The 7,578-nt window shown below is 54.4% G+C and carries 12 protein-coding genes and 1 pseudogene; all 13 read left to right on the top strand.

Annotated features, from left to right (window positions below):
* Positions 1–284: pseudogene (locus tag INT32_RS21770) on the top strand (50S ribosomal protein L3); the annotation flags it as partial.
* Positions 284–904: a 50S ribosomal protein L4 gene (gene rplD, locus INT32_RS21765; RefSeq protein WP_193090778.1), complete on the top strand. Its 621-nt coding sequence runs from the start codon at positions 284–286 to the stop codon at positions 902–904. The pseudogene INT32_RS21770 and the gene rplD, both read left to right, overlap by 1 nt.
* Positions 901–1,203 (top strand): 50S ribosomal protein L23, encoded by a 303-nt coding sequence (rplW, locus tag INT32_RS21760; protein WP_193090777.1) that lies wholly within the window; start codon positions 901–903, stop codon positions 1,201–1,203. The genes rplD and rplW overlap by 4 nt, the downstream gene beginning before the upstream one ends.
* Before the next feature lies 1 nt (position 1,204).
* Positions 1,205–2,032 carry a 50S ribosomal protein L2 gene (rplB, locus tag INT32_RS21755; protein WP_193090776.1) on the top strand — a complete coding sequence of 276 codons (828 nt, stop codon included), beginning with the start codon at positions 1,205–1,207 and terminating at the stop codon, positions 2,030–2,032.
* 12 nt (positions 2,033–2,044) lie between these two features.
* The gene (rpsS, locus tag INT32_RS21750) at positions 2,045–2,320 is read left to right on the top strand and encodes a 30S ribosomal protein S19 (RefSeq protein WP_014752563.1); all 276 of its coding nucleotides are present in this window, start codon (positions 2,045–2,047) and stop codon (positions 2,318–2,320) included.
* A gap of 3 nt (positions 2,321–2,323) precedes the next feature.
* Positions 2,324–2,653 carry a 50S ribosomal protein L22 gene (gene rplV / locus INT32_RS21745; RefSeq protein WP_014752562.1) on the top strand — a complete coding sequence of 110 codons (330 nt, stop codon included), beginning with the start codon at positions 2,324–2,326 and terminating at the stop codon, positions 2,651–2,653.
* Positions 2,654–2,662: 9 nt separating this feature from the next.
* Positions 2,663–3,466: a 30S ribosomal protein S3 gene (gene rpsC / locus INT32_RS21740; RefSeq protein ID WP_193090775.1), complete on the top strand. Its 804-nt coding sequence runs from the start codon at positions 2,663–2,665 to the stop codon at positions 3,464–3,466.
* 2 nt (positions 3,467–3,468) lie between these two features.
* Positions 3,469–3,885 (top strand): 50S ribosomal protein L16, encoded by a 417-nt coding sequence (gene rplP / locus INT32_RS21735; protein ID WP_014752560.1) that lies wholly within the window; start codon positions 3,469–3,471, stop codon positions 3,883–3,885.
* A gap of 10 nt (positions 3,886–3,895) precedes the next feature.
* A complete protein-coding gene (gene rpmC, locus INT32_RS21730; RefSeq protein WP_193090774.1) occupies positions 3,896–4,090 on the top strand; it encodes a 50S ribosomal protein L29 in 195 nt (64 codons plus the stop codon).
* Position 4,091: 1 nt separating this feature from the next.
* Positions 4,092–4,373: a 30S ribosomal protein S17 gene (gene rpsQ, locus INT32_RS21725; protein ID WP_193090773.1), complete on the top strand. Its 282-nt coding sequence runs from the start codon at positions 4,092–4,094 to the stop codon at positions 4,371–4,373.
* A 271-nt stretch (positions 4,374–4,644) separates the two neighbouring features.
* Positions 4,645–5,028: a hypothetical protein gene (locus INT32_RS21720; RefSeq protein WP_193090772.1), complete on the top strand. Its 384-nt coding sequence runs from the start codon at positions 4,645–4,647 to the stop codon at positions 5,026–5,028.
* Positions 5,029–5,195: 167 nt separating this feature from the next.
* Positions 5,196–6,317: an alpha-hydroxy acid oxidase gene (locus INT32_RS21715; RefSeq protein ID WP_193090771.1), complete on the top strand. Its 1,122-nt coding sequence runs from the start codon at positions 5,196–5,198 to the stop codon at positions 6,315–6,317.
* A gap of 568 nt (positions 6,318–6,885) precedes the next feature.
* Positions 6,886–7,578 (top strand): TonB-dependent siderophore receptor (locus INT32_RS21710; protein ID WP_226817349.1); only part of this gene is annotated, 693 nt, incomplete at its 3' end.

Raw genomic sequence — 7,578 nt, 5'->3', positions numbered from 1 at the left:
TCAAGCGTCACCATTTTGGTTCCCAGCGCGCTTCTCACGGTAACTCCAGGTCGCATCGCGTGCCTGGTTCTATCGGTCAGGCTCAGGATCCAGGTCGTATTTTTCCTGGTAAACGCATGTCTGGTCACCTGGGTGATGTAACCCGTACCGTTCAAAATCTTGATGTTATCCGTGTTGACGCCGAGCGTGGTCTTCTGATGGTCCGTGGTGCAGTGCCCGGTCACAAGAATGGCGACGTCGTGGTTCTGCCGGCCATCAAAATGTCTGCGAAAGGAGCTAAATAATGGATCTTAAGCTCCTGAACGATCAGGGCCAGTCTGACGCAACCGTCAGCGCACCTGACACAATCTTTGGCCGTGATTTCAACGAAGCGCTGGTTCACCAGGTCGTGATTGCCTATCAGGCAAATGCACGTTCCGGTAATCGTGCCCAGAAAGATCGCGAACAGGTCAAGCACAGCACGAAAAAACCATGGCGCCAGAAAGGCACCGGGCGCGCTCGTGCCGGTATGACATCTTCCCCAATCTGGCGTGGAGGTGGTCGTGCATTCCCGAACTCTCCTGAAGAAAACTTCAGCCAGAAAGTCAACAAAAAAATGTATCGCGCGGGTATCCGTTCGATCCTGTCTCAATTGGCGCGCGAAGGTCGCATCGCCGTTGTTGACGCTTTCACCTTCGACACGCCAAAAACAAAACTGGCTGCGTCAAAACTGAAAGCCATGGGTCTGGATTCCGTTCTGATCATCACCGACACCGTTGATGAAAACACCTACCTGGCAACTCGCAACTTGCCAAACGTAGCTGTTGTAGAACCGCGTTACGCTGATCCGCTGTCTCTGGTCCACTACAAAAAAGTGCTGATCACCAAAGCAGCTATCGCTCAATTCGAGGAGATGCTGGGATGAAAGCAGAACGTTTATTGCAAGTGATTTTGGCTCCCGTCATCACTGAAAAAGCGACATTCATCGCCGAGTCTGGTGAGAAACCCCAAATCGCGCTGCGTGTTGCACCTGATGCAACCAAGCCCGAAGTGAAAGCAGCTGTTGAAATGCTGTTCAAAGTTGAAGTTGATTCCGTCTCTGTACTGAACCGTAAGGGTAAGGTCAAGCGCTCAGGCCGTTTCGTCGGTCGCCGCAAAGCCAACCGCATTGCTTACGTTTCACTGAAAAAAGGTCAGGAACTCGACTTTACGGAGGTAAACTGAGATGGCCTTAGTTAAAACAAAACCAACCTCTGCTGGTCGTCGCGGCATGATCAAGGTCGTGCACGCCAATCTGCATAAAGGTGCTCCGTTTGCAGCCCTGGTTGAGCATCAAAAACGTGGTTCCGGCCGTAACAACAATGGTCATATCACTGTCCGTCATCGTGGCGGTGGTCATAAGAGCCATTACCGCGTGGTCGATTTCCGTCGCAATAAAGATGGTATCCCTGCAAAGGTAGAGCGTCTGGAATACGATCCTAACCGTACTGCACACATTGCCCTGCTTTGCTATGCAGACGGCGAGCGTCGTTACATCATCGCTCCTCGTGGCCTGGAAGTCGGTGCATCACTGTTGTCTGGCAAGGAAGTGCCTATCCGCGTGGGTAACACCATGCCGATCCGCAACATTCCTATCGGTTCAACCATACACTGCATCGAAATGTTGCCAGGCAAAGGTGCGCAAATCGCCCGTTCCGCCGGCGCATCTGCTGTACTGATGGCCCGTGAAGGCATTTACGCCCAGATCCGTCTGCGTTCCGGTGAAGTTCGCCGCGTGCATATTGATTGCCGCGCGACAATCGGTCAAATCGGTAATGAAGAACACAGCCTGCGTCAATACGGTAAAGCCGGTGCGATGCGTTGGCGTGGTATTCGTCCGACCGTTCGTGGTGTTGCCATGAACCCGGTTGATCACCCACACGGTGGTGGTGAAGGCCGTACAGGTGAAGCTCGTGAGCCGGTCAGCCCATGGGGGACACCGTCCAAAGGCTTCAAAACCCGCCGCAACAAGCGTACTGACTCAATGATTGTGTCACGTCGCAAGCGTAAATAAGGGGCGAACTAAATGTCACGTTCTATCAAAAAAGGTCCTTTCGTAGACGCCCACTTGCTCAAAAAAGTGGATGCCGCCGTCGATGGGAAAGAGAAAAAACCGATCAAAACCTGGTCGCGTCGTTCAACCATCCTGCCTGATTTCATCGGCTTGACAATTGCTGTTCACAATGGCCGTCAGCACGTGCCTGTGTATGTGAACGAAAATATGGTTGGTCACAAGCTTGGCGAGTTTGCTCATACCCGTACGTACAAGGGCCATGCTGCAGACAAAAAGTCTAAGAGGTAAGCGATGGAAACTACAGCCGTTATTCGTGGTGTACATATCTCTGCGCAAAAAACCCGTCTGGTTGCGGACATGATCCGTGGCAAGTCTGTGGCACATGCGTTGAATATCCTTACATTCACACCAAAAAAAGCCGCTGGTATCGTCAAGAAAGCTCTGGAATCCGCAATTGCGAATGCCGAGCACAATGATGGTGCCGATATTGACGAACTGAAAGTGACGACGATCTATGTCGACAAAGCTCAGTCAATGAAGCGATTCTCCGCAAGGGCCAAGGGCCGCGGTAACCGTATCGAGAAGCAGACTTGCCACATTGTGGTCAAAGTCGGCGCATAAGGAGTCACAATGGGTCAGAAAATTCACCCTATCGGGTTCCGTCTCGCAGTTAACCGTAACTGGAGCTCACGCTGGTACGCTGACGATAAAGACTACGGCGCCATGCTGGCCGAAGACGTCCGCGTTCGCGAGTACCTGAAGCGGAAACTGAAAAACGCATCCGTCGGTCGCGTCCTTATCGAGCGTCCTGCAAAAAATGCACGGATCACTGTATTTTCTGCACGTCCCGGTGTTGTCATCGGTAAACGCGGCGAAGATATCGAGAGCCTGAAGTCAGACCTGCAACGCCTGATGGGCGTGCCGGTTCACGTTAATATCGAAGAAATTCGCAAGCCTGAAACCGATGCTCAGCTGATCGCTGATTCTATCGCTCAGCAGCTGGAAAAACGGATCATGTTCCGCCGCGCCATGAAACGCGCGATGCAGAACGCCATGCGCCTGGGTGCGCAGGGTATCAAGATCATGTCCGCCGGCCGTCTGAATGGTATCGAAATTGCCCGTACCGAATGGTATCGTGAAGGTCGTGTGCCTCTACACACCCTGCGCGCCATCATCGATTATGGCACCTCTGAAGCACAGACTACCTACGGTATTATTGGTATCAAAGTCTGGGTCTACAAAGGCGATCTGCTGCCAAACGGCGAAATGCCTGCTGAAGTGGCTGCTCCTCGTGAAGATGAGCGTCGTCCACGTCGTCCTCGCGGTGACCGTCCTGATGGACAGCGTCGTCCGGGTGGCCGTGGTCGCAGCAGTGGTCGCAAAGCAGGTGATGCTGCAGCGCCAGCCGCAGCAACTGCGACAGAAGGAGAATAATTATGTTGTCACCAGCACGCAGGAAATATCGTAAAGAGCAGAAAGGCCGCAATACCGGCCTGGCTACTCGCGGTACCAATGTAAACTTTGGCGACTTCGGTCTGAAAGCTACTGGTCGCGGTCGTCTGACGGCTCGCCAGATTGAGGCAGCCCGTCGTGCCATGACCCGTCACATCAAACGTGGCGGTCGTATCTGGATCCGAATTTTCCCAGACAAGCCGATCTCTCAGAAACCTGCTGAGGTCCGTATGGGTAACGGTAAAGGTAACCCGGAGTACTGGGTAGCCGAGATCCAGCCTGGTAAAGTATTGTACGAAATGGACGGCGTCAGCGAAGAGCTGGCACGTGAGGCGTTCCGTCTGGCAGCAGCCAAGCTGCCAATCGCGACAACGTTTGTCACACGTCACTTCGGCGCATAAGGAGAGATTCATGAAAGCAAGTGAACTCCGTTCGAAAGAGACGACCGAGCTGTCCAAAGAGCTCGAAAGCCTGTTGAGGGCGCAATTTAGCCTGCGTATGCAGCGCGCTACTCAGCAGCTGTCCAACACCAGTCAGTTATTGAAAGTGCGTCGCGACATCGCGCGTGTACGCACCGTCATTACTGAAAAAGCTGCAGGTAAGTAATATGAGCGAAACAACGCAAACGACACCCGCAAAGCGTCAGCGTACCCTGATCGGTAAAGTGGTTAGCAACAAGATGGACAAATCTGTGGTCGTTCTGGTAGAACGTCGCGTGAAGCACCCCATCTACGGCAAAATCATGGTCCGTTCAAACAAGTACAAAGCGCATGACGAGTCCAATGAGATCAACGAAGGCGACACAGTAGAAATTACTGAAGGTCGTCCTATTTCACGCAGCAAATCGTGGAGTGTCGTTCGTCTTATTGAAGCAGCACGCGTCATCTGATGCTTCGCCGGCGCTAGCCAAGTCAGGGTCCTGTGCATTTTGCAGGCCTGCGACGGCACAGATTGCCGGTATGCGAAGAAGAAGTACCAAAGCCACCCTTTTGAAGGGTGGCTTTTTTTGTGCGCATAGCCAACAGATACTGCTCGGGGCGGCGTGTTTTGTCGGGGTAAACCCAGGCTCCAAGATAGGCAGCCGGCCCATATCAAGATTTATCGTCATGCAGACGGCGTTGTTTGACTACAATCACACTATTTTTATCAAAGGAGATGGCATGCGTTTGATTCTAATCCCGGCGGCCTTGGTCAGCATTGTTCTAGCCGGTTGCACGACCGGTTCAGCGGACGGCAACAATCTTAGCAGCACACAGCAGTCTGTTTATATCTGCAAGGGTAAACGTCAACTGGGTGTGGCCTATGAGTTCGTCAACGACAGGGCAACCAAAGTGATTGTGAGCGACAAGCGCCGGACATATGAACTGACACGTGCAGACCAGACCGATGGCGACGCTACGGCGTTTACCAACGGGACGGTCACCTGGATCGCCAGCGGCGAGGTCACTCAACAGTCTGTCAAGACCCATCAGGGCAGTCGTCTGCTCAAGGTGGGGCGCAACGGCAGGGCCGCTGCCGTCGCCAGCGATTGCAACCCGGGCTGAATAAGCGCTTCGTTCAGTACATCACGCCACACCTTTTGCAGGAGTGGTGTTTTATTTTGCTTCAGATCAAAACAATGAGGCGTTGCGCCTCTGCTTTGTCCATATCGGACAAGGAGCGCATCCGGGCGTGATATGCTTGTGCCGATTTGCTTTTTTATCCCCTTGCTATGCCTTGCTCCAAGCGCTTCCCCTTGCCGCCACTGGCGAGCATTCCACCCCAGATTGCCTGCGTGACCGATTATGAGTCCTACGCGCAGGAGCGCGTAGAGGCGGGCAGCTGGGCCTATCTGAACAGCGCAGCGGCCGACCAGCTTACGCGTCGCAGCAATCGCTGCGCACTGGATGCCATCCGCCTGCTCACCCGCAATATGATGCCGATGCGCGGCGGACATACGCAATTGGATCTATTTGGCACGACATACGCACATCCGATCTTTATCGCGCCGGTTGCCTATCACCGGCTGGTCCATCCCGATGGCGAGCTGGCAACGGCACTGGCGGCACAGGCCATGCAGGCCCTCATGGTGCTGAGCACGCTGTCGAGCATTGCACTCGAAGAGGTGGCCGCCAGCACTGCCGCTCCCCTGTGGTTTCAGCTTTATCTTCAGCCTGAAAAGGCACAAACCCGGACACTGGTAAGCAGAGCCGAGGCGGCTGGCTATCGGGCGCTGGTGGTAACAATCGATGCACCGATCACCGGCCTGCGCAATGCCGAGCAGCGTGCAGGTTTTGTGCTGCCCGGCCACATATGCGCTGCCAATCTTCGGGGAATGCCTTCACCGCTTGCGCATACCGCGGCGCCCGGTACGAATCCGATATTTGGCAGTGCCCTGGTCCAGGCCATGCCGACATGGGAAGACCTCGCCTGGCTGGTTTCGATCACCCGCCTGCCGGTGCTTGCCAAAGGCGTACTGAACCCGAAGGATGCCGAGGACGCCATGGCTGCGGGCGTGGCCGGGATTATCGTGTCCAACCATGGTGGACGGGTGCTGGACACGCTGCCGGCCACCATTGAGGCGTTACCCGCCGTGGCGCAGGCGATTGGGGGTAAGGTTCCGATCCTGTTCGATGGCGGCATTCGCCGCGGCACCGATATCGTCAAGGTACTAGCCCTTGGCGCAAACGCCGTGCTCGTGGGTTTGCCGATTATTCATGGCTTGGCGGCGGCCGGCGCAACGGGCGTAGCTCATGTGCTGCATATGCTGCGTACCGAGCTGGAAATGGCCATGATGCTTTGCGGTTGCAGGAACCTGGGGGAAATTAACTGCGATGTGCTCTGGCAGCCATAACGGAAAGGGCTCGCAGGCACTGCGCGTACAAAAGTAGCGGATTTTGCGGGAAAGACCAAGGAATGAGAATCACAAATCCGACGTTTTTTTCATTTTCACAGCCTGCAGCCTTGTTATACCAGCACGGCCTGACCGTCTGACTGGGATCGACGGCTGCTTGGGCTCCGAGCAGAACAGCCCGAAAAATGCAGCTCAAATGCTTATAAAGCAACGTGAAATACATGAAAGATTAAAAACTAGCAATTTAAATTCAAAACATTTCATGTGTGTGCCGCCGAAAAACCCACGAACTTTACAAAAATTAAAAATGTTCCTGTTTGTTGTTTGTGTGACATATTGTATCAAATGAGAATATATCTTATTATCAACCTGCGGCTGTCGGTCCCGGATTGATTTGGTCCTGCTACGTCGCGCGACATCCCGACATTGTGATGGGTCGTTGCCGATTTTCGCAGTCACCATTTTGCCCTTTTCGGCAAAGGGTTCAGGCGTCTTAACGTCAAAGCGCGATATGCAAGTGCGGGTGGCTGCAGCTGGTCTGTTTTTTTGTCACAGGTTGAGGAAATAAATGAGAAGTATCGACAATCCCCGCAGGACATGTGTCCGACCGTTGCTGATGCGGGAAAGCGTTGCGCCTGCATTCCGGCGCAGGCTGGTGCCGGGCGCGCTGGTGACGGGCGCATTGGTGGCCGCCCCGGTTTACGCACAACAGGCCGCAGCGCCCCGCATTCATGCCGGCACATTGCCCGCGGTCATTGCGCAGGACGAGGCAGGTTATCAGGTCGGGGAAATACAGAGCAGAAAATTCGGCGCTACGCTGCAACAAACGCCCAAATCAATCACGGTCATTCCCGAAAGACTGATGCACGATCGTGGCGCGGCGTCGCTGGCCGACGTACTGCGTACCACGCCGGGCATCACATTGGGCTCCGGCGAAGGCGGCACGCCCACCGGTGACCGCCCATTCGTACGTGGTTATGAAGCGAGTACCGATATTTTTATCGACGGTGCGCGTGATTATGCGCGAGGATCGCATGAAACCTTCAATCTGGAATCGGTCGAAGTGGTCAAGGGTCCCAGCTCTGTACTATCTGGTCGTGGCGGCACCGGTGGCAGTATCAACCTGGTGACCAAGTCCCCGAAACTGGAAAAGTTTTTCAGCGTGACTGCAGGCTATGGTACGTCCGGCCAGTGGCGCAGCACGATTGACGGCAACTACCAATTTTCAGACAGTGGGGCGATTCGCCTGAATGCCATGAAA

The organism is Advenella sp. FME57 (assembly GCF_014897675.1).
Classification (GTDB): domain Bacteria; phylum Pseudomonadota; class Gammaproteobacteria; order Burkholderiales; family Burkholderiaceae_B; genus Advenella.
The sequence above is the reverse complement of the archived record's forward strand: the minus strand, read 5'-3'. Positions and strand labels throughout refer to the sequence as shown.